A 21,066-nucleotide genomic window follows, 5' to 3' on the forward strand; every position below is an offset into this window, starting at 1 on the left:
CGTCAGGTCGCACTGACAGCACTTGACAACCGACTCCCGGCTACGCGCGAGGCAAAGTCGCGTAGAGGATGCGCACAACGGTCGATGCAATGTCAGCCGGCCGATGACTGACCGTGAGGATGCGAAGAAGCTCATGGTCCACCTCTGGCCCATCCGAATCGACAACCGCCGCACGGAGGCGGCCCAGCGCGGAAACTACGTCGGCGTCATCGGCGTGCGCAGGGAAGCTCGATGGTTGCCAATCGGTCGCTCCGCCGAACTCGAGGGCGTTCGAGACAGCAGCGGCAGCTCCTCCATATCCGGCAGCTGCGAGAACTGGCTTGCTGCGCTCTGCTGTCAACCGTGCTTCTTCGATGACACCAGGTTCTCTGCCGGCGTAGCCGGTAAGCCGCCCACCAACAAGGACGCGTGCATCAGAGGTGTCAGCAACGTAAGTACGCGCGGCCGTCAGTGCCAACGCGTCGTCCACGAGCGCCACGGGGCGGCGATCGAACGCATTGATAGATTCTGGCTCCCCGGAGGCTCGAATAAGAATCAGCCGCCCGAATTCACCAAGTCTGGCATCAGCTTCACGCAGTTGGTTCGTAGACAGCTTGGCGTATTCCGACTCCGGAACCGCGAGTTCTAGGGTGCGCCGACGTCCGCCGAAACGCTGCGCCTCGTCGATCAGAATTTCGGTATAGGTGTCGGCCCCAAGGCGACCGCCGTACATCACGGTAGCTCCAGCGAGCATCAAAGCTCGCCCGAGTTCAGCGATGACTAGACGGCAATGCCACTCGCTCAACCCCAACCGTCCTAGATCATCGCTCTCTGACGCGGAAAGCGATACCCGGCGCCCGCTAAGCGCATTGTGCGGGACGACTGTCGGGTCGGTCATGACGCTCCCCCACGCGCTGCAAAGGTGCGCGGCGTGTAGATGTTGACGTCTGCGTTGAAGCCAGCCAACTCGCAAAGCTGCGTCAGAACGTCCCGTTCAGCTTCACCCAGAGGCGGGTCTGGGTGCATGATCCAAAGGTGTTGATCGTCTGGATGGGTTTCACGATGCTCAGAAAGCCAGGCAGCTAGCGTGGTTGGTTCAGGCGATCGGGTAGGCAGCCAGTCAAATCCATCTTCCTTGAGGTAGGCGCTCTGCGCCTCCCACAGGGCTGACTTGAGCGCCTCGCTGACCAGAGATGCGAGCGCAGAGTCTATACCGCTGTCGCGTTCATCAAGGTTGCAGACCACCGTCGGAACATGGTCCATCAAGAATGATCCGCGCTCTTCGCCCGAACGCAGCGCATACATCGAGACGACCGGAGCACCGGCCTGCTTTGCAGCCTTCACCTCGCGCTTGGTCCACTCCCGTTCCGCGTAGCGATCGGTGCGGACAATCAGAAGTGCATGATTCGAGGCGTTCTGCTCAAGTGCTTCAGCCCAATCAGTACCCGTCTGAATGTCGCTCGCGTCAAAGAACTCGGCGAGACGACTGTCCGCTATACGCGACCTCACCGAATCGTAAATGTACGGCGCATCATCATCCATCTCAGCAAGCGATCTATGCTTGGCGTGGCTCACAAATACCGTCAGCCGCGGCGCATCGCCGCTCCTCCCACGGACGTGCTGTGCGATTGCCTGATCGAGTTCACGGCCTAGCAGCACGGGATCATGTCGCACGCCCTCATCGAGCGTTTGGAACGGCCCGAGTGCCTGCGACAGTGATCCGGACCCCAGGTCGACTCCGTCTCCTGGGATGGAGAAGATACCAACCCGATCGTCGTCTGCCAGACCACGTATGGAGTCGACGAACTGGTCCCACCCGGTATCTTGAGCTGCTCGAGCCATCTCGACACTGAGCACAGGCACAATCGCGTTGAACTGCGCCCGAGGCAGCCCTTCCACAAGCGGTTCCTTGATACCAAACGGTCGCGGCGCGTCACTGTCTCCCCACGGTGCGCTCCTCGCGTAGACCTCCACCGCGCCGCCCACCAACCCGGAGAATGCTGGACCATGGAAGTGCGTCAGTAGCTCGGTGAATCGTTGCTCGCCTGTGGGATCGTCTGGATGCCAGACTACGAACACATCAAGGATGGGGGGAGTTGGCATGTTGACCTCGCCGTCCGTCTGCCACCAATGTCGGTGGGTAGACGTAGGTTAGCTGCGAAAGGAGTCACTGTGGCCAAGCACAACATCTTTATCAGCCATCGACACGAGGATGATGCCCTTGTTGCCGACCTCAAGGAGGTCCTTTCGCGCGCGGGCGCTGAGGTCAGCGATTCGTCCATCACGAGTGAGAATCCCAACAACGCGCACAACGAGGAATACATCAAGAGTCTGCTGCGAGGACGCATCGAGTGGGCGGGGAAGATACTCGTGATCATTTCACCGGAGACACACCAGCATGAATGGGTTGACTGGGAGATCGAATACGCGCAGAGCTTCGCCGACAAGCGCGTCATCGGAATCTTTGCTCCCGGCACGACGACAGACGACCTACCCGAGGGTTTGGAGGACATGGCCGACTCGATCGTGAACTGGGACGCTGACGCAATCATTGATGCGCTGGAGAACGACCACTGGATGAATCCAGACGGTGCGCCCGCGGCCCCTCACTCGATCCCCCGCGCTCCTTGCTGAATCATCGTGCGAATCCACAGCTACGTTGTCGATCACGACATCGGTTTCGCGCCGAATCCATACCACGGTTATTGCACACTGGCCACCTGCAAACAGGAAATTCGTCGCGTAGCCGAAGTTGATGATTGGGTCATCGGCACTGGTGCGGCAAAGAATCGTCGTGCAGGCTACCTCGTCTACGCCATGCGAATTGAGGAGGCCCTCACATTCGATGACTATTGGCGAGATTCGCGGTTCGGTCGTAAGCGACCGGATCTATCCGGTAGCCGTAAGGTGCGATTCGGGGACAATATTTATCACTGCGAGACAGGAGTTTGGGTCCAGGAGAACTCACGTCACAGTCGCGCGGACGGCACACCTGAGCCCATCCACATCGAACGCGACACTAAATCGGATCGAGTATTGATAAGTAGCGACTTCGTCTACTTCGGCAAGGACGGTCCGCCCGTGCCGTCAGAGCTGCGAACGCGTTACCCAATGGATCTCGTCAGCTTGCGAGGTCACCGCAATCGATTCCCCGCTGAGCAAGTAGCAGAAGCCGAAGCATGGCTTCGCACGCTTCCGCGGGGCGTTGTCGGAAAGCCATTCGACTGGCACCGGAAGGAAAACCTGGCGCGGACACGGAGGTGATGCCCATGAAACAGCCCAAGTGTAGGGGTTCAGTTGCTTGACACACTGTCAACAAGGTTGGCGCCGCCCGGACGAGGAAATCCCCGAAGGTCAGCGCCCTTCTGTTGAGGATCAGGACTTTGCGCAGCCCAGACGGACGGACGCGTCTGCAGGATGGACTCGATCGAGTGGGCTAGGGTGCGAAATCAGCGCTGTACGTAAAGATTGTAAGACTCGAGCCCTTTGCCGAAAGAGAAGATCGATTCCGCTCGCCCGGACGGGGGTACAACGTAAGCATTAGAAGGGTTTAGCGGCCCGTCGGGCTTTGTCACCAACTTATAGAGTCCGAGATACTCTTCGCCGATGAACTCGTTGCCACCCCAGTTTTCGATTGGCATGATTGAAACGCGTGCGCTCCCCTTGGACCCATCGAAGTAGCCAAGCTCCCACGGCATCCATCGCGATCTACGTGCTGCGCGCGAGGTTGCGTAGAGAAGCGAACGGCAGGACCGCATACGCTCACGGAGCCGTGCAGCCGTGGCCGCCGACACCTCTGACCGCTCGAGCTGAGGATCGTCGACCCAGTCGACATAGACGGTCAGCCCCTGCGCGATCAGGAGCTGTCGAACACCAAGCACGACTCGCGCGTCGGCAATGCTGTGGCTCAGGAATACATCAAACGTTCCGACCGGGGAGCGTGCTAGGGCTCGCAGAGTGAGACGGGCCGACACCTCGTCGGCGGGCTCGCTCTTTCGCCTTAGGTCCTGCGTCGTCCAGTAGTTGGCGATTCGACCACCTCCGGCAATAGTTCGGTCGGGCACATCGGGGGCAAGCTGGTGAGTTCGGTTCTGCTCCATCAAGCGCCCGGGCATCGCGATCGAGCTGAAGTGGTGCCCGTCAGCAAGCCGAAACTAACGGTGTGAATGCGACTCTATCGCCCAGGGCGCGGACGTAGTCTGACACCCTCTGCCTTTAACACTCGATGCACCGCGCCGAAGCTGGAGCCAAGCTCAGCCGCAATCGGCTTGATCGCAAGACCCTCTTCGTAGAGCTGAACAGCGTGAGCTCGTTGCGTCTTCGTCAAGGGCTGACGCCGCATCTGCACACCACGTTCATGGAGGAGCTCCAGCACACTTGGTTTAGAGATACCGAACTGCTCACAGAGCGCCGGTGTGCCAACACCCGATCGGTACAACTCGACTAACTCCGCAACCTGCTTGTCGGCGAGACGGCGACGGATGAGCCAGGAGCGACTCGTTTCGTCCAGGTCAGCGGCTGAATCTGTAGGCACGACCGCGGCGAGTTCGGCCAGCTTCTGCAGTTTTTCCAGAGGTGGAAGCAGCCCTCCTGAATTTTTGGAGGCTGCTCCTACCGTGCCCACCACTTCGTTGTTACTCGAAGAATCGCCCACAGCGATGTTTACGGAACTCGCTGCCTCGGCCGCTGTCGTATCCGCGCCCCTGTCCCCAGGGGCGGTTTTCGTTGGAGCAGACGATGAACTCATACCGGCAGGCCGACTGGGACGCGAGCCCCGAGCATCCATCGACCGTGGTGAAGCCGTACCTGATGGGGACAGGAGTGGTGACCGGGGAAGACACCGGCACCCGCCCGCTCTCGCCTCCGCACTCGCACGCCGACGCGATGCTCGCGTGGTGCTACCGCGGCACCGTGTGGATCCACCTGCAGGACGCGATGTGGCGACTCGCTCCGGGCCAAGGGGTCTGGATCCCCGCGCATACGCCGCACACGGCGCACCACGAGCGGGACTCCGTCGGTTGCTACACCTATCTGCCGGCAACGTCCGCGATCACACCGATCGACGACATCATCCGGGTCCTCGTGCCGCGCGCCGTGCAGGAGATGCTGCTGCACCTCGGCATCAACGACATGCCCACCGACCTGCGCGTGCGCATCCAGTCCACCCTGATCGAGATGCTGCAGCAGCCGACCCCCGACGCGCTCAATGGCTGGGGCGAGGTCCCGCTGCCCACAGACGAGCGCGTGCGCGCGCTGGCGCAGGCGGTGCTGGACGACCCGGGCGATCCGCGCAGCGCCGGCGAGCTGTTCCTCGCCCACGGCCTGCATGAGCGCACCGTGCTGCGCATCTTCCAGAACGATGTCGGCATGACGTTCGGGCGGTGGCGCACCGGGGTTCGACTGACCCTCGGCGCCCGGCTGATCATCGATGGCACCCCCATCGGCGCCGCGGCTCACCGGTGCGGCTACGCGACAACCAGCGCCTTTTCCGCGAGCTTCAAGGAGCGGTTCGGACTCACCCCGCGTCAGCATGTCGCACGCGTGCAGGCGGACTCCGCACACCACCTCTATTGGCGCTGACTGTCGCGCCGGCTCGACCGGCGTGTCTGTTTGACGACACAAGTCGTCCGTCGATCGACACTGGCCGCCGCATCCGCGATCTAGCATCGGTTTGTTAGGCCATGCTTACCTAACTTCTCGCCGCGTTGCCGCGGCACTCCCCTCCCATCTCTCAAGGAGAACCATGTCGCACGCTTTCGCGCGCCCGAAAATCCGGCGCGCCTCCGCGCTCGTCGCCGCAGCCATCACCGCTGCCCTCATCCTGACCGGGTGCTCGACCGCCGGTGAGACCGCCGGATCCACCACTCCTTCGACCTCCGCCGGTGGCGTGGTCATCGAGCACGGCCACGGCGAGACCGTCATTCCCGAGAAGCCCCAGCGCGTCGTCGCCCTCGGCTGGATGACGCCCGACGTCGTCGCCGCCCTCGGCACGAACCCGGTCGGCATCGAAGAGGTCTGGGGCGCCGGCGAGAGCGGCTACCAGCCGTGGTTCGAGGAGTTCGTGACCGAGAAGTACGGCGAGACCCCCGAGATCATCCCGTTCACCGAAGACGGACCCAACTACGAGGCGATCAAGGCACTCAAGCCCGACCTGATCCTCAGCCTGTACTCGGGCGTGAGCGACATCGAGTACGAGCGCCTCAGTGAGATCGCGCCGACCGTGCCGTACATCGACGGACCGTGGAATCCGGGCACCTGGGAGGGCATGACACGCACCGTCGGCAAAGCGCTGTCGGAGGATGCCAAGGCCGAGGAGCTGATCGCCGAGACCGAGGAGCAGATCACCACCCTCGCCGGCGAGCACCCCGAGTTCCAGGACAAGACCTTCGTCTGGGGTCTGACCCTGAACGAGGGCGGCACCGACCTCGGCGTCTATCTGAACTACGACCCCCGCGTGCGCATCACAGAGGCGCTCGGATTCACCTCCACCTCGGCCATGGACAGCTTCCTCGCGAGCGCCGAGGGCGACAACTGGTACACGGGCGTCAGCCTGGAGAAGCTCTACGACGTGCAGGCCGACCTTTTCGCCGCCTGGGGCGGGAGCGCCGCGGAAGGCACGTACACGGTCGAGAACAAGGTCGTCTCGCGCTGGAACCCGATCGTGAACGGTTCCTACGTGATCTACGCGGATGCCGTGAAGGCCTCCGCGATCAGCGCTCCGACCGTGCTGTCGCTGAAGTACATCCTCCCGACGTACGTCGACGACCTCGCGGCCGCGCTGCAGGGCATGCCGACCATCGCGGGAGAGTGACCCGCGAGATGTCCCTGACGACGGCAGACGGCACGGACGTCTCGAACACAGGTGCGGAGGGCCGGGCAGTCGGCTCTCCGCACCGCAACGCGACCCTCGTGCTGGGACTCGTCGTCTCGGCGGTGGTGCTGGTGCTCGCCGCCCTCGCCTCGCTGGCCGTCGGCAACCGCGCGATCGATCCCCTCACCGTGCTGCACGCCATGTTCGCCTACGACGATGCCAACCCCCTGCACCTCATGGTGGTGGAGCTGCGGGTGCCCCGAACGGTGCTGGGCATCGTCGTGGGCGCCGCCTTGGCCGTGTGCGGCGGGCTCATCCAGGCCTTCACCCGCAACCCCCTGGCCGACCCCGGCATCCTGGGTGTGAACGCGGGGGCATCCTTCGCCGTCACGTTCGCGGTCGGGGTGCTGGGGCTGACCACCCCCGGCGCGTACGTGCCCTTCGCGCTGGCCGGCGCCTTCGTGCTGACCATCGTCGTGTACGCGCTCGGCTCGTTCGGGGCCTCCGGGGCGACGCCCATGAAGCTGACGCTCGCCGGGGTCGCCCTCGGCGCGGCGCTCACCGGCCTCACGACCGCGATCGTGCTGCGCGATCTGGGCACGCTCCAGGTCATGCGCTTCTGGGGCGTCGGCTCGATCGGCGGACGCACCCTCGACCAGCTCGCCTGGGCCACCCCGCTGATCGTCGGCGGTCTGCTGATCGGGCTGTTCTGCGCTCGTTCCCTGAATGCGCTGGCCCTCGGCGACGACCTGGCCCAGGCGCTCGGCGCTCGGGTGCGTGTCACCCGCGTACTCGTGATCGTCGCGGTCACCCTGCTGGCGGGCACGAGCGTCGCCGCCGCCGGTCCCATCGCCTTCGTGGGGCTGATGATCCCCCACATCGTGCGGTGGTTCACGGGCCCCGATCAGCGCTGGGTGCTGACGTACTCGATGATCATCGGCCCGACCTTCCTGCTGTTCGCCGACGTCGTGGGCCGCATCGTGCTGCCCAGCGGCGAGCTGCGCGTCGGGATCGTCACCGCTCTGCTGGGCGCCCCGCTCCTGATCGCGCTCGTGCGCCGCGAGCGGGTGAGCGGACTGTGAGCATCGATCGGCGCCCCGCCCCCACCGCACACGACGACGCAGCCTTCGCGCCCGTCGACCACGGACGTCGGCACATCCGGATCGACACCGCGCGCATCGCGATGCTCATCCCGGTCCGCTCGATCGTGGTCTGCGTGCTGCTCGCTGTCGTGATCGTCGCCGCGGGTCTCGGATCGATGACGATCGGCGCCTACGAGGTGGACCTCGCGGCGGTCATCCGCGCCGTCGTCGACCCGTCCTCCGACGCCGACATCCGCCAGGTGGTCCTCGAGTGGAGACTGCCGCGCGTCTTGTTCGCGGTGCTCTGCGGCGCCGCTCTCGCCCTCGCCGGCGGCATCTTCCAGTCGCTCACCCGCAATCCGCTCGGCTCGCCCGACATCATCGGCTTCGGCATCGGCGCGCAGTTCGGCGTGACCCTCACGATGGTGGTGCTGGAGCTGAACACCTACATGTTCAAGGCCGCCGGGGCACTCGTCGGCGGCCTGCTCACCGCACTGCTCGTGTACGTGCTGGCGAACAAGAAGACCCTGTCGTCGTTTCGCCTGATCATCGTCGGTATCGGCGTCTCGGCCGGGCTCGGGTCGCTCACCTCCTGGATCCTAATCTCGGTCAGCGTCGAGAAGGCCATGATGGCGGCGACCTGGGGGGCGGGTTCGCTCGCCTCGCTGGGCTTCGATCAGTTGATCCCCGCCGCGATCGTGTTCGCCATCGTCACCGTGCTGTCGCTTCCACTGAAGCGCACACTGCCGGTGCTCGAGATGGGCGACGACGCAGCGACCGCGTTGGGCATCGCTCCCGGCCGCACTCGGCTCGCCGCGATGGTGTTCGGCGTCGCCCTGGTGGCGCTGGTCACCGCGGCCGCCGGTCCTCTCTCGTTCATCGCGTTGGCGGCTCCGCAGATCTCGCAGCGCCTCACCCGCTCGAACACCCCGATGGACCCCGTCCCGGTGATGCTGACCGGCGCCGCCCTCGTCGTGGTCTCCGACGCGGTCGCCCAGCTCGTCGCGGTCCCCGTCGGGGTCGTGACGGTCTCGATCGGCGGCATCTATCTCGCTTGGCTGCTGGCCGCGCAGTACGCGCGCCGCACCTGAAAGGAACACGCATGATCGCTTCGCTGCAGGCCCACGACATCACGCTGGGCTACGGGGAGACCCCCGTCATCTCCGAGCTGTCGCTGGAGGTACCGGACAACTCGTTCACGATCATCATCGGGCCGAACGCCTGCGGCAAGTCGACCCTGCTGCGCGGGTTCGCCCGGCTGCTCCGTCCCCGCACCGGTGCCGTGCTGCTCGATGGCGCCGAGCTGCGCTCCCTCAAGCCGAAGGATGCCGCTCGCAAGCTGGGGCTCCTCCCCCAGTCATCCCTCGCCCCCGACGGGATCACCGTCGCCGACCTGGTCGGACGGGGCCGATTCCCCCACCAGAGTGCGATGCGCACCTGGAGCGCCGCCGATGAGCGCGCGGTGTCCGAGGCGATGGCGGCGACCGGGGTCGCCGATCTGTCCCGCCGCCCGGTCGACGAACTCTCGGGCGGCCAGCGGCAGCGCGTATGGGTGGCGATGGCCCTCGCCCAGCAGACCCCGCACCTGCTGCTCGACGAGCCGACGACCTTCCTCGACATCGCGCACCAGATCGACCTGATGGAGCTGTTCGCCGATCTGCACCGCAGCGGCACCACCCTCGTGGCCGTGCTGCACGACCTCAATCACGCCGCGCGCTACGCGACCCACCTCGTGGCGATGCGCGACGGGGCCATCGTGGCGCAGGGCGACCCCCGCGAGATCATCACCGCCGATCTCGTGGAGGCCGTGTACGACCTGCCCTGCACGGTGATCACCGACCCCGTCTCGGGCACACCGCTGGTGCTGCCGCTCGGTCGGCGGATGCCGTGACGACAACAGCGACGAAGACTCCGCGGCGGCTCTTCGGGATCGCGCTGAAGGCCGAGGGGCGCGGTGCGGCCCTCGCCGCGGCAACCGCATTGCTCATCGTGCACGCGCTGGCCGAGGCCACGATCCCCGTTCTCATCGGCGCGACGATCGACCGTGCCGTGCTCCCCGCCGACCCGGTCGCGCTCGCCGTCTGGATCAGTGTGCTGGTCGCGACGTTCCTGGTGCTCACCGTGAGCTACCAGTCGGCATCCCGCCTGATGGTCTCGATCTACGGCTACGGCGAGCAGGCGCTGCGCCACCTCGCCCTGTCACGGATGCTGCGCCCCCGACTGTCCCGCCGCACGGTGACGCCGGGTGAAGCGCTGACCTTCGTGACCTCCGACACCTATCGCGTGGCCGGTGTCGCCTGGTCGGTGGCGCAGCAGTGCTCCACGATCGCCGCGATCGTCGGCGCCGGGCTGGCGATCCTGGTGATCTCGCCGGTCGCGACTCTCGTCGTGTTCGGTTCGACGATCGCGATGATGTTCGTGATGCAGGTCGTCTCGCGTCCGCTCGAGCGCCGAGGGTTCGTCGAACAACACGCCGCCACCGAGGCGGGGGCCGTCGCCGCCGACTTCCTGAGCGGATTCCGTGTGCTGGTGGGCATCGGCGCCCGCGAAGAGGCCGTGCGACGCTACGTCGCCGCGAGCGACACCGCCCGGCGAGCCGCGACGGCCGCCGGTCGATCCCTCGCCTCGTACGAGGCGATCAGCAGCACGCTGGCCGCGGTCGCGACGACCGCGCTCGCGGGGATGTCGGCATGGTTCGCATCCGAGGGCCGCATCAGCATCGGCGAGCTGGTCGCCGTGCTCGGCCTCGCCCAGTTCATCAGCGGCTACCTCGCCTACGCGGGCTCGTTCCCCTCGAACTGGATCCACAAGCTCGCCTCGGCCAAGCGGCTCGCCGAGGTCATCGACGCCGAAGACCTGCTCGCCCCGCCCGTGACGCACGAGCGCCGTCGGGATGCGGCGGACGACGTCGTGCTGGCCTTCCGGGCCGGCGCCGCGCCCGAGTCGCTCGTCGAGGTGAAGAAGGGCGAGCTGCTCGGCATCCTTCCTCCCGACAGCGACACGGCCCGAGCGCTCTCTCGACGCCTCGGCCTGCGCACGCCGCCCGTGCCGGGTCACGTGCAACTCGCCGTCGACGGTGAACGGCGGGACCTGTCCGAGTGGGATCCGGTCGAATACCGCCTCCGCGTCGTCGCCCCGCCGCACGGCCAGACGATCGTGAACGGCACCCTGCGGGAGGCCGTGCGCGGACACGGCACCGACGGATCCCCGCATCCCTCGCTCGTCGACATGGCGGCGCTGCAGGACACCGTCATGCAGATCGGGGGCTGGGACTCGCCGGTCGGCGAGGCCGGCCGACGACTCTCCGGAGGACAACGGCAGCGCATCGGGATCGCCCGCGCACTGCACGCGAATGCCGACGTTCTCGTGCTCGACGAGCCGACCTCGGCCGTCGATGCCGTCACCGAGGCGCACATCGCCCGTTCGCTCGCCCGACACAGCGACACCGTCATCGTGATCACCACCTCCCCCGTGCTGCTGGGAGCCTGCGACCGGGTCATCGAACTCTCCTCCCACGGATCGGAGTCGGCATGAGCGACGCCCTCGACACCGCCCCGCCCCTTCTGCCGATCGCCTCCGGCGCGCGCGTGCGCACGGCGATCGGGGCACTGCTGAGACAGCACCCGGGCAGAGTGGCCGGCGTCGCCGTGCTGTTCCTCGCGGCATCCGCTCTGGGCATCGTGATGCCCGCGTGTCTGGGGCGCATCGTCGACGCCGTCTCGTCCGACGCGGGATCCCTCACGATCGCGGGCTGGGTCATCGGCGCCGGTGCCGGGGCGATCGGATCTGCGGTCGTGATGCTCTGGGCGGTGCGTGTGCTCACCGCACTGGTGCAGGACATGCTCGCCCGCCTGCGCGAAGACGTGTTCACCTCGGCCATGCGCCTGCCGGTGAGCACCGTCGATGACGGCGAGAGCGCCGACCTGCTCTCCCGCCTCACCGGTGACGTCGACGCCGTCGCGGAAGCCGGGGGCAACGTCGCGCCCACCCTGTTGTCCGCCGCCTTCGCCATCGCCGTCTCGGTGGTCGCACTGACCGCGCTCGACCCCTGGCTCGCGCTCGCCGGTATCGCCTCGGCGCCGTTCTACGTGCTCGGGACCCGGGCGTTCCTGCGTCGGTCGCGCGTCGTTTTCCGCGAGGTGCGCATACGTGAGGCCGCGCGCAGTCAGGCCGTGCTCGAGGCGGTCGAGGGCATCGACACGCTCACCGCGTTCAACGAGCAGGATCACGCGCTCGCTCGCGTGTCCGAGCGCGCCGAAGCCTCGATCCGGATGCAGATCGAGGGCGTCCGGGTGACGAACCGGCTGTTCCGGTGGATCAACGCCGGAGAGCTGGTCGGCCTGGCCGCGATCCTCGGTACGGGTTTTCTGCTGCAGTCCGCCGGGGCGATCACGGTGGGCATGGTGACGACGGCGGCACTGCTCTTCCATCGGCTGTTCGGGCCGGTCGGTCAGTTGATCTTCGGACTCGACGACATCCAGCGCGCGGCGATCGGACTCGCGCGCCTCGTGGGCGTCATCGACCTCGCTCCGGCGCCCTCGAGCGCACGGGAGGGGGAATCGGATGCCGCTTCGACGGCATCCGGAGGGCTCGAGGTGCGGCAGGTGACGTTCCACTACCCGACCACCGGCCGCGGTATCAGCGACGTGAACCTGCACGTGCCTGCGGGCACGACCGCCGCGCTGGTCGGCGCCTCGGGGTCGGGCAAGAGCACCCTTGCCCGGGTGATCGCCGGACACCACCCGCCGACGTCGGGCAGCGTGCACCTGGCCTCCACCGCGAATGCGCCCTACTACCTCTCGCAGGAGCTGCACCACTTCCGGGGCACGATCGCCGACAACCTGCGCCTGGTGGCACCCGACGCCAGCCTCGACCAGATGGTCGCCGCGGTGAGGGCGGTCGGGGCGGACTGGGCGGTCGACGCGCTCACCGCGCAATCCGGCGGCTCCAACTCGTCGCATGAGCCCGCCGTGCCCCTGGACGAGGGCCGCATTCAGCAGCTCGCCATCGCGCGGGCGTTCCTGGCCGATCCCGCGGTCGTGATCCTCGACGAGGCGACCGCCGACGTCGGGCTGCACCACCGCGACGCGGTGGAGAAGGCGATTACCGCCCTGCGCCACGGCCGCACGGCGTTGCTCATCGCGCACCGGCTGCAGCAGGCCGCCACGGCCGAGCAGATCGTCGTCTTCGCCGACGGGCGTCCGACGCAGCGCGGCACGCACGAGACGCTCCTCGCCGTCGACGGGCTCTACCGCGACGCCTGGACCGCCCAGACCCCCTCGGCGCAGAACACGACCACCCGTTACCCCCGCCAGCCCTCCCCGAGCCCAGAGACGGAGACTCCGTGATCATCCACCGCGGTATCGTCAGCAGCACCACCACCCTCACCCCGAACCTGGTCCGCATCACCCTCGGCGGCGACGGCGTCGCTGACTTCGTGAGCACGGGGATCGGCGACGAATACGTGCGCGTGTTCTTCCCGCACGGCGAGGACCCCACCGACGTCTCACTGCCCATTCCCGCCGGGGACTGGTGGGAGACCCCGGCGGGGCGCCGGAGGCTCCGATGCGCACGTACACGATCAGTGCCGTGCGCCAGGATGCCGGCGAACTCGACATCGACTTCGTGACCCACGAATCCGGTGTCGCGGGGCCGTGGGCGCTCCGCGCAGAGCCCGGCCACGTGCTCGGCCTGAACGCGCCGACCGGTCTGTACGCTCCCCCGGCCGGCATCACCTGGCAGGTTCTGGTGGCCGATCTCACCGGCCTGCCCGCTGCGGCACGCATCGCCGCGAACGCGCCGGAGGGCGTGCGCACCCGCGTCGTGCTCGAGGTCCCCCACGAAGACGACCGGCTGCCCTTCGACGCGGGCCCCGATGTCGAGGTCACCTGGGTGATCGGCGGCAACGGCCACAGCCCGAGCGCTCTGGGTCACCTGGTGCGCGGCGTCGTAGACGCGCGTCTCCCACTCGACGAGGGCTACGTCTGGGTCGCCGGCGAGACCGTCGCGCTGCGAGACGTCCGCAAATACCTGCGCAAGGAGCTCGGCCTGCCCGCGACCAGGTTCAAGGTCGTCGGATACTGGACGCCGGTCGCCGCGTGGGACGAGAAGTTCGCCGCACTCCCCGAGTCCGTCCAGAAAGAGCTCGCCGCGATGTGGACCGAGTCCACGGACGACGAGCCGGAAGACGTGCAGATTCGCGTCGAGGAGCGCCTGGGTCGCCTCGGACTCTGACGGTCAGCGCCGCACCCGACAGCGGGCGGGAGACATGGCATCCGCTCCCCCTACCCGAGCACCTCCACGCCGAACCCCGCCACCACGTCGCGTACCTCGGCGAGGTACCGCTGCGCCTGCTCGGTGAGGGGGATCGCGGTACGGCCGATCCAGCCGATCTCGATGTGCTCGTCGACGTCGAGGGGCACGGCGACGATCTCGGGGTCGAGGTCGTCGCTGATGATGCCGGTCGAGATCGTGTAGCCGTCGAGACCGATCATGAGGTTGAAGATCGTGGCGCGGTCCGAGACCCGGATCTCCTGGGCGCTCGACAGCGTCGAGAGGATCTCCTCGGCGAAGTAGAAGGAGTTGTTCGCCCCCTGGTCGAAGGTCAGGCGCGGCAGGGCGACGAGGTCGTCGAGGGTGGCGCGCGTGCGCCGGGCGAGCGGGTTGCGTCGCGAGACGAAGATGTGCGGCTCGGCGACGAACAGCGGGTGGAACGCGAGCCCCGAGTCGCGCAGCAGCTTGTCGAGCACGTTGCGATTGAAGTCGTTGCGGAACAGGATGCCGAGCTCGCTGCGGAGAGTACGGACGTCTTCGATGATGTCGAAGGTGCGGGTCTCGCGCAGCGAGAACTCGTACTCGGCCGCGTTCGTGCCCTTGACCATGCGCACGAACGCGTCGACCGCGAACGAGTAGTGCTGGGTCGAGACCCCGAGCAGGCGCCGCGAGGGCGGCCGGCCGAGGTACCGCTGCTCGAGCAACTCGGCCTGCTCGACGACCTGTCGCGCGTAGCCGAGGAACTCCACGCCGTCGACGGTGAGGGTGACCCCGCGCGCGGAACGCGTGAGCAGATCGCGTCCCACCCGGTGCTCGAGGTCTTTCATCGCGGCCGACATGGTCGGCTGCGCGACGAACAGGATGTCGGCCGCGGCGGTGATCGATCCCTCGGCGGCGACCTCGATGAAGTACTGGAGCTGTTGCAGGGTGATGCCGCTCGTGCGCTTGGCCATAGCCCCAGGCTATAGGCGTGCATAGCTGAGCGAAATTACCCGATGACCGCGGCATCCGAGCACGATGGAATCACCGACTTCCCCGAGGCCCGTGCCTCTCGGCCCCGATTGGCTTCTCATGGCGAACGACATCACGTTCAGCATCAGCACCACCCGTTTCGACGAGGACTACGCCCCGGCCGACACCTCGCGCGTCACGACGAACTTCGCCAACCTCGCGCGGGGAGAGCACCGGCAGCAGAACCTGCGTAACGCCCTCTCGATGATCGACCGCCGCTTCAACGACCTCGCGAGCGACGACAACCCCACCGGCGACCGGTACCGCGTCGAGCTCGACATCGTCTCGGTGCAGCTGCAGTTCACCGACGGCGCTGACGACGAGCACATCCCCGTGATCGAGGTGCTCGACGTGCACGTCGTCGACACCGTCACCGGCGAGCGCCATCGAGGGATCGTCGGCAACAACTTCTCGTCGTACCTGCGCGACTACGACTTCAGCGTGGTCCTGCCCGCGGCCAATGCGAGCGGCTCCGGGTTCACGGTGCCCGACGATTTCGGCATCCTGCACGGAAAGCTCTTCCAGCACTTCCTCGACTCCGACGCCTATCGCAAGCGCTTCCCCCAGTCGCCCGTGATCTGCATCAGCGTGTCGACGAGCCGTACCTACCGCCGTACGGGCGTGGTGCACCCCGTGCTGGGCATCGAGTACGAGCAGGACTCGTTCTCGATGACCGACGAATACTTCGCCAAGATGGGCCTGCAGGCGCGCTACTTCATGCCGCGGGGCAGCGTGGCGCCGTTCGCGTTCTACTTCCGCGGCGACCTGCTGGGCGACTACACCGACCTGCAGCTGATCGGCACCATCAGCACGATGGAGACCTTCCAGAAGATCTACCGCCCCGAGGTCTACAACGCCGTCACCCCCGCCGGCGCGGTCTACCGTCCGACGCTCGACCAGCCCGACTTCGTGCGCACCGGCATCGACTACGACCGCGAAGAGCGCAGCCAGCTCGCCGTCACGCAGGGGCGCTACGCCGAGGAGCACTTCGTGAAACCCCACCGCCTCGTTCTCGACCAGTGGGCCGCCGCCTACGCCGCCCCCGTCCGATGACCCGCGAAGGATCCACCCCCGTGCCCACCCTTCTTCCCACCTCCACCGTCGGCAGCCTTCCCAAGCCCGCGTGGCTCGCGAAGCCCGAGGTGCTGTGGTCGCCGTGGGAGCTCGAGGGCGAGATCCTCGTCGAGGGCAAGCACGATGCCCTGCGCTCCGCGGTGCAGGAGCAGGAGCGACGCGGCATCGACATCATCAGCGACGGCGAGCAGACGCGTCAGCACTTCGTCACGACGTTCATCGAGAACCTCGACGGCGTCGACTTCGAGAACCGTGAGACGGTCCGCATCCGCAACCGGTACGACGCGAGCGTTCCGACCGTGGTCGGCGCCGTGAGCCGCCGCGGCCCCGTGTTCGTCGACGACGCCGCTTTCCTGCGCACGCAGACCGATCAGCCGATCAAGTGGGCACTGCCGGGACCCATGACGATGATCGACACGCTCTCCGACCGCTACTACGGCAGCCGCGAGAAGCTGGCGTGGGAGTTCGCGACCATCCTCAACCACGAGGCACGCGAGCTCGAAGCGGCGGGGGTCGACATCATCCAGTTCGACGAGCCCGCCTTCAACGTCTTCTTCGACGAGATGAAGGACTGGGGTGTCGCCGCGCTCGAACGCGCAGCCGAAGGCCTGCGCGCCGAGACGGCCGTGCACATCTGCTACGGCTACGGCATCAAAGCCAACACCGACTGGAAGGCCACCCTCGGATCGGAGTGGCGGCAGTACGAGGAGTCGTTCCCCCTGTTGCAGCAGTCGTCGATCGACATCGTGTCGCTGGAGAGCCACCGCTCGAACGTGCCGATCGATCTCATCGAGTTGATCCGCGGCAAGAAGATCATGCTCGGAGCGCTCGATGTCGCCAGCGAGCGGATCGAGACCCCGGAAGAGGTGGCCGACACCCTGCGGCGCGCGCTGGAGTTCGTCGACGCCGACAAGCTCATCCCGAGCTCCAACTGCGGCATGGCTCCGCTACCGCGCGGTGTCGCCTTCGACAAGCTCAGCGCGCTGTCGGCCGGGGCGGCCCTGCTGCGCGACGAACTGTCCGGCACCGCCGCCTGAGTCCCGAACGGCGGATGCCACGCGGGCGGCGTGGGCGTGGCAGAGTCGGATCACACCGCTTTTCGTTCCGAGGAGAACCATGCCCATCGCCGCCGACGACCCCCGCCTGTCCTCCCCGTTCGAGGCGGCACCCACTCGCTACGACGACGTGCCCTTCGCCCGCGCCGGGGCCAGCGGCATCCCCCTTCCTCGCATCTCGCTCGGTCTGTGGCAGAACTTCGGCAGCGGGCGCACGCTCGACACGCAGCGCGAGATCCTGCGCCACGCGGTCGACCGCGGGGTCGTGCACATCGACCTCGCCAACAACTACGGCCCGCCCTACGGCGCCGCCGAGACCACCTTCGGCACGGTGCTCGACACCGACCTGCGCCGGTACCGCGACGAGCTGTTCGTCTCGACGAAGGCGGGCTACGACATGTGGCCCGGCCCGTACGGTGACGGCGGCTCGCGCAAGTACCTGATCCGCTCGCTCGAGCAGAGCCTCACGCGCATGCGCACCGACTACGTCGACGTCTTCTACTCGCACCGCGTCGACCCCGAGACCCCGATCGAAGAGACCGTCGGAGCGCTCGCCGACATCGTCCGCAGCGGCAAGGCGCTGTACGCGGGCATCTCGAACTACCCGGCCGACCTCACCCGGCGCGCGCACGAGCTGCTCGCCGCCGAGGGCGTGCGCCTGTTCATCCACCAGCCGCGGTACTCGTTGTTCGACCGCACGCCCGAGGCCGAGCTGTTCCCGGTCCTGCGCGACCTCTCGGTCGGCAGCGCCGTCTTCTCGCCCCTCGCCCAGGGACTGCTGACGGCCAAGTACCTCGACGGCACGGTGCCCGCCGACTCGCGCGCCGCCGACAGCCGCTTCCTCGACGAGTCCGCCCTGACCGACGACTACCTCCGCCGCATCCGCGGGATCGACGGCGTCGCGCGCGAGGCCGGCCTGTCGATCCCCCAGCTCGCCGTGGCGTGGGTGCTGCGCGACCCGGTGGTCACGACGGCAATCATCGGCGCCTCGCGCACGAGCCAGATCGACGACGCGGTCGCCGCGAGCAAGGTCACGCTGACCGACGACGTCATCGCCGCCCTCGAGCCGTTCGCCGCGGCGGTGGGCGGATCGCTGCGCTGACCCTCACCCACATCGGCGGGCGTTGCGCAACCGCCGCGGTATCCGGCATCCGTTCGCGTTGAGTGGGAACCCCACGACGCAGAACGAGGAGTGACCATGGGTGTCGGACGTTGGATCGGAACCGGAGCGGTGGGACTCGCGGGCGCTGTGCTCGCGCGGACGGCGATCGGTCGTGCCGCTGCGGCGGGGACCGTCGCCTACCGGGTCTGGAAGGACCCGAAGGTGCAGAAGATCCGCCGCAAGGTGCAGGCGAAGCTGCTCAAGCAGCGCAACGCGCGCTGAGAGCTCAGCGCCCCGGAAGGACTCCGAGCACGAGGCAGGCCACGCCCGCCACCGCGAGCACGGTCGCGTAGACCCACCGATGATCCATATCGATCAGGTGCGAGTAGACGCGGTTCACCCGTGCCGCGGTGGTGGGGAAGTGGATCCACGCCGTGGCCAGCAGCACGAACGGCGCGGCGAGCGCCACGAGGAACACCGCGTAGGCCAGCCACCGCAGCAGGGGGTGGTCGCTGACGCCGTCGGCGATCCGCCCGGTCATGTACATGATCGGCAGCGTGGTGAATCCGATGACCGAGCAGCTGACGCCGAGCACGTAGTAGCTCCACGAGTGCGCGCGAGCCTGGACCGGTCGGCGCGCGGTGGAACGCACCGGAACGCGGAGCTTCCACCACGCCACCGCAGCCGCACCGAGCAGGAACAGCGTTCCGGCGATCAGGTCGACCCGCCGGTCGAGCACCGCCTCGGTCGTGCTGCGCTCGGCCGCTGCGACGAACTCGGTGGGGTCGAAGCTCTGCAGCAGCAGGTACAGGATCGTCGCCCCGGTCGCCAGGCCCCCGACCATCCACCCCATCCGCGCCGGGACGCGGGTGTTCTGGGCGAGCATGTCGGCGGTCGCCCCGTACAGAGCGGGGTTCAGCCCGAGGGTGAGTCCCAGACCGACCATCGTCGTCAGAGCCGCGGCCCAGCGGGCGAGGTCGTCCACGTCGCGGGTTCCTTTCGCACGAACGGATCCCGGATGCCGTGACCACGGGTCATCTCATCGTATCGACGCGCGATCCGTCGGCACCGCCCTGCTCGCCGGGCGATCGTGCGGCGTGAGACACCGCCCCCGGCGGAAGGGGCACCGCTCACCGGGCGTCGAGCGGCAACGCCGACACGGGCTTGGTGACCCCGAACGCGAACGTCGTGTCGATCGAGGCCAGCGAGGGAATGGCGCGGAGGTGTTCGCGCAGCAGTCGCTCGTACGCGTCGAAGCTCGACGTGACGATGCGCACGAGGTAGTCCCAGTCTCCGGCGAGCAGGTGCGCCTCGACGATGTGCGGAATGGCGCGCAGGCGCTCCTCGACGGCGTCGACCGTCGCCCCCTCGTGCGAGGCGAGGCGCAGGCGCACGAACGCGGTGATGGGGAGGTCGACGGCGCGGGGCGAGACGACGGCGCGATAGCCCTCGATGATGCCCGCCTGCTCCAGCTGTCGCACGCGCCGCAGACAGGGCGAGGGCGACAGCCCGACGCGGTCGGCGAGCTCCTGGTTGGTCAGGCGGGCGTCCTGCTGGAGTTCGCGCAGAATGAGGTGATCGATGCGGTCGAGCGAGTGCATGCAGCAGATTCTGCCAATCCACGTCACTGTTCGGCAATATTCGCAATCGGCTGCGGCGCGGCGCTCCCTACCGTCGAGGGGTGACGACGTTCGCCCTCCCCCGCCCTTCTCTGCTGTCGCCCCGCGTCGCCGTCGGCATCGCTGCCCTCGTGGCCGTCGTGACGCTGTGGTCGGCGTTCGCCCTGTCGACGCGCGCCCTCGACGGCGCGGGGCTGACGGTGGCCGACGCCGCGGTCGTGCGTTTCGCCGTGCCCGGCCTGCTGCTCGTCCCGTGGATCCCGCGGACCCTCCGCATCCTGCGCACCGAACGCCCCGCCGTCGTCGCGCTCGTGCTGCTGGCCGGCCTTCCGCACTTCCTGATCTTCGCGTGGGGCGCGCACCTCACCTCGGCGGCGCTCACCGGGCTGCTCGTGCCCGGTACCGTGCCCCTGTTCGTCGCCGTCCTGCTCTTCCTCCGCCATCGCGCCGCCGTCTCGCGCCGGCGCCTGCTCGCGCTCGGGGCGATCGTCGCGGGCATCGCCGCCGCCGCAGCCCTCACCGGCGACACCGCGAGCGTCGGCGGCGTCGCCGTGCTCGTGGGCGCCGGCTTCGTCTGGGCCGTCTACACGCTCGGTCTCGCCCGGACGCGGCTCGATCCGCTCGGCGTGATCGTCCTCGTCTCACTCAGCTCCACGCTCGCCGCCGTCGTGCTCATCGCCACGGGCGCGATGCCCTCGCACCTTCTTGCCGGCACCGCCGACCTCGCGAGCCTGGGCACCTACGCCCTCGTGCAGGGCATCGGCACCGGACTGCTCTCGACCGCGTGCTACGTCGTCGCGGTGAAGAACCTCGGCAGCAGCATCACCGCGACAGCCGGAGCCCTGAGCCCGGTCCTCACCGCCCTCGTCGCGGTCCCGCTGCTGCACGAGCCGCTGACGGCGGGCCTCGCCGTGGCGCTCGCGCTGATCGTCACGGGAGTCGTCGTCTTCACCTCGGCGCCCCGACGCGCCGCTCGGCCGCTCGACGCGACATCCGTTTCGCCCGCCGCTCCGAACAGAAGGTGAGGCGTAACCGCGCGTGCGTGGGGAGCAGGAACGAG

General features: G+C 67.7%; 21 protein-coding genes and 1 pseudogene. 16 read left to right on the forward strand and 6 right to left on the reverse strand.

The annotated features are described in order from the left end of the window. Positions 1-40: 40 nt before the first annotated feature. Positions 41-877: a hypothetical protein gene (locus IFU19_RS12295; protein WP_192014111.1), complete on the reverse strand. Its 837-nt coding sequence runs from the start codon at positions 875-877 to the stop codon at positions 41-43. Then, entirely contained in the window at positions 874-2,082 is a 1,209-nt protein-coding gene (locus tag IFU19_RS12300) for a toll/interleukin-1 receptor domain-containing protein (protein ID WP_192014113.1), read from the reverse strand. The genes IFU19_RS12295 and IFU19_RS12300 overlap by 4 nt, the downstream gene beginning before the upstream one ends. Positions 2,083-2,151: 69 nt before the next feature. Here IFU19_RS12300 and IFU19_RS12305 point away from each other — a divergent pair, with 69 nt between their 5' ends. Both IFU19_RS12305 and IFU19_RS17165 read left to right on the forward strand, forming a co-directional pair. Next, the gene (locus IFU19_RS12305; RefSeq protein ID WP_199858746.1) at positions 2,152-2,613 is read left to right on the forward strand and encodes a TIR domain-containing protein; all 462 of its coding nucleotides are present in this window, start codon (positions 2,152-2,154) and stop codon (positions 2,611-2,613) included. Between the two features lie 6 nt (positions 2,614-2,619). Further along, complete coding sequence (locus tag IFU19_RS17165) at positions 2,620-3,243, forward strand: hypothetical protein (protein ID WP_199858747.1); 624 nt, start codon at positions 2,620-2,622, stop codon at positions 3,241-3,243. Between the two features lie 910 nt (positions 3,244-4,153). Here the strand turns inward: IFU19_RS17165 and IFU19_RS17065 are convergent. After that, positions 4,154-4,633, reverse strand: coding sequence for a helix-turn-helix domain-containing protein (locus IFU19_RS17065; RefSeq protein WP_192014115.1), 480 nt, complete (start codon positions 4,631-4,633; stop codon positions 4,154-4,156). A gap of 83 nt (positions 4,634-4,716) precedes the next feature. Here IFU19_RS17065 and IFU19_RS12320 point away from each other — a divergent pair, with 83 nt between their 5' ends. The 9 genes and pseudogenes from IFU19_RS12320 to IFU19_RS16690 all read left to right on the forward strand — a co-directional run bounded on the left by IFU19_RS12320 (position 4,717) and on the right by IFU19_RS16690 (position 14,106). Then, complete coding sequence (locus IFU19_RS12320) at positions 4,717-5,559, forward strand: helix-turn-helix transcriptional regulator (RefSeq protein ID WP_192014117.1); 843 nt, start codon at positions 4,717-4,719, stop codon at positions 5,557-5,559. Positions 5,560-5,722: 163 nt separating this feature from the next. Next, entirely contained in the window at positions 5,723-6,790 is a 1,068-nt protein-coding gene (locus IFU19_RS12325; RefSeq protein WP_192014119.1) for an ABC transporter substrate-binding protein, read from the forward strand. An 8-nt stretch (positions 6,791-6,798) separates the two neighbouring features. After that, on the forward strand, positions 6,799-7,872 hold the full coding sequence (locus IFU19_RS12330; RefSeq protein ID WP_192014122.1) for a FecCD family ABC transporter permease: 1,074 nt from the start codon (positions 6,799-6,801) through the stop codon (positions 7,870-7,872). Continuing rightward, on the forward strand, positions 7,869-8,963 hold the full coding sequence (locus tag IFU19_RS12335; RefSeq protein WP_192014124.1) for an iron chelate uptake ABC transporter family permease subunit: 1,095 nt from the start codon (positions 7,869-7,871) through the stop codon (positions 8,961-8,963). Before IFU19_RS12330 ends, IFU19_RS12335 begins: the two co-directional genes overlap by 4 nt. 11 nt (positions 8,964-8,974) lie before the next feature. Beyond that, on the forward strand, positions 8,975-9,763 hold the full coding sequence (locus tag IFU19_RS12340; RefSeq protein WP_192014126.1) for an ABC transporter ATP-binding protein: 789 nt from the start codon (positions 8,975-8,977) through the stop codon (positions 9,761-9,763). Continuing rightward, a complete protein-coding gene (locus IFU19_RS12345; protein WP_192014128.1) occupies positions 9,760-11,406 on the forward strand; it encodes an ABC transporter transmembrane domain-containing protein in 1,647 nt (548 codons plus the stop codon). Before IFU19_RS12340 ends, IFU19_RS12345 begins: the two co-directional genes overlap by 4 nt. Next, positions 11,403-13,220 (forward strand): ABC transporter ATP-binding protein, encoded by a 1,818-nt coding sequence (locus IFU19_RS12350; RefSeq protein WP_192014130.1) that lies wholly within the window; start codon positions 11,403-11,405, stop codon positions 13,218-13,220. The genes IFU19_RS12345 and IFU19_RS12350 overlap by 4 nt, the downstream gene beginning before the upstream one ends. Then, positions 13,217-13,521, forward strand: a pseudogene (locus tag IFU19_RS16685) (siderophore-interacting protein); the annotation flags it as partial. The gene IFU19_RS12350 and the pseudogene IFU19_RS16685, both read left to right, overlap by 4 nt. A gap of 99 nt (positions 13,522-13,620) precedes the next feature. After that, on the forward strand, positions 13,621-14,106 hold the full coding sequence (locus tag IFU19_RS16690) for a siderophore-interacting protein (RefSeq protein ID WP_342343429.1): 486 nt from the start codon (positions 13,621-13,623) through the stop codon (positions 14,104-14,106). Between the two features lie 50 nt (positions 14,107-14,156). Here the strand turns inward: IFU19_RS16690 and IFU19_RS12360 are convergent, their stop codons facing one another. Then, positions 14,157-15,098 carry a LysR family transcriptional regulator gene (locus tag IFU19_RS12360; protein ID WP_055838351.1) on the reverse strand — a complete coding sequence of 314 codons (942 nt, stop codon included), beginning with the start codon at positions 15,096-15,098 and terminating at the stop codon, positions 14,157-14,159. 118 nt (positions 15,099-15,216) lie between these two features. On the opposite strand from IFU19_RS12360, the gene IFU19_RS12365 reads away from it, so the two are divergent. The 4 genes from IFU19_RS12365 to IFU19_RS12380 all read left to right on the forward strand — a co-directional run bounded on the left by IFU19_RS12365 (position 15,217) and on the right by IFU19_RS12380 (position 18,669). Next, positions 15,217-16,209 carry a putative oxygenase MesX gene (locus tag IFU19_RS12365; RefSeq protein ID WP_192014132.1) on the forward strand — a complete coding sequence of 331 codons (993 nt, stop codon included), beginning with the start codon at positions 15,217-15,219 and terminating at the stop codon, positions 16,207-16,209. A gap of 20 nt (positions 16,210-16,229) precedes the next feature. Then, positions 16,230-17,267, forward strand: a complete 1,038-nt coding sequence (locus IFU19_RS12370) for a methionine synthase (RefSeq protein ID WP_342343416.1) — start codon at positions 16,230-16,232, stop codon at positions 17,265-17,267. Between the two features lie 79 nt (positions 17,268-17,346). Beyond that, positions 17,347-18,387, forward strand: coding sequence for an aldo/keto reductase (locus IFU19_RS12375; RefSeq protein ID WP_192014136.1), 1,041 nt, complete (start codon positions 17,347-17,349; stop codon positions 18,385-18,387). 96 nt (positions 18,388-18,483) lie between these two features. Then, entirely contained in the window at positions 18,484-18,669 is a 186-nt protein-coding gene (locus tag IFU19_RS12380; RefSeq protein ID WP_070409513.1) for a hypothetical protein, read from the forward strand. A 4-nt stretch (positions 18,670-18,673) separates the two neighbouring features. On the opposite strand, the gene IFU19_RS12385 is transcribed toward IFU19_RS12380, so the two are convergent. Both IFU19_RS12385 and IFU19_RS12390 read right to left on the reverse strand, forming a co-directional pair. Then, positions 18,674-19,372, reverse strand: coding sequence for a hypothetical protein (locus IFU19_RS12385; protein WP_192014138.1), 699 nt, complete (start codon positions 19,370-19,372; stop codon positions 18,674-18,676). A gap of 145 nt (positions 19,373-19,517) precedes the next feature. After that, positions 19,518-19,988, reverse strand: a complete 471-nt coding sequence (locus tag IFU19_RS12390; protein WP_055838369.1) for an Lrp/AsnC family transcriptional regulator — start codon at positions 19,986-19,988, stop codon at positions 19,518-19,520. Between the two features lie 80 nt (positions 19,989-20,068). Here IFU19_RS12390 and IFU19_RS12395 point away from each other — a divergent pair, with 80 nt between their 5' ends. Next, positions 20,069-21,031 (forward strand): EamA family transporter, encoded by a 963-nt coding sequence (locus tag IFU19_RS12395; protein WP_192014140.1) that lies wholly within the window; start codon positions 20,069-20,071, stop codon positions 21,029-21,031. The last annotated feature ends 35 nt before the right edge of the window (positions 21,032-21,066 follow it).

Origin of the sequence: Microbacterium sp. CFBP 8794 (assembly GCF_014841235.1) — a bacterium.
Classification (GTDB): Bacteria; Actinomycetota; Actinomycetes; order Actinomycetales; family Microbacteriaceae; genus Microbacterium.